This window comes from Mesorhizobium sp. M2A.F.Ca.ET.037.01.1.1 (assembly GCF_003998075.1).
Lineage (GTDB): Bacteria > Pseudomonadota > Alphaproteobacteria > Rhizobiales > Rhizobiaceae > Mesorhizobium.
Genome location: NZ_RZSA01001829.1, coordinates 1 through 429, shown reverse-complemented (window position 1 = coordinate 429; position 429 = coordinate 1). Strand labels below are relative to the sequence as shown.

The following is a 429-nucleotide window of genomic DNA, read 5'->3' as shown; positions in this document are numbered from 1 at the left end:
TAAGATACTGGCCGGGGCCGCGATCCTCCATGGAAAGCAGCGTCGTGCGCAGCCTGATGCGCGCCCCGGCCTTGACCGGCGCCAGGAAGCGCACCTTGTCGAAGCCGTAGTTGAAGGCGGCTTGCGTGTTTTCCGGCACGATGCCCATCTCCAGCGCCAGCGCGCCGATGATCGACAGGGTCAGATAGCCATGCGCGATCGTGGTGCGGAACGGGCTCTGCCGCTTTGCCCGCTCGGGATCGACATGGATCCACTGATGGTCGCCCGTGCACTCGGCGAACTGGTCGATGCGTCGCTGGTCGACCGTCGTCCAATCGGACACGCCGAGCTCCTGCCCGGACATTGTGCGCAACTGTTCAAAAGTCGGCGGCGTTCTCCGCCGTGGTTCGGTCATTCCGGCTTTCCCGTCACTTTTGCCTATCTCCCGAC

The 429-nt window shown here is 64.1% G+C and carries 1 protein-coding gene; it reads right to left on the bottom strand.

Features of this window, described 5'->3' with window-relative positions; translation table 11 throughout:
* A partial coding sequence (locus EOA27_RS40030; protein WP_145970974.1) for a MaoC family dehydratase occupies positions 1–394 on the bottom strand: 394 nt, incomplete at its 3' end.
* Positions 395–429: the final 35 nt, after the last annotated feature.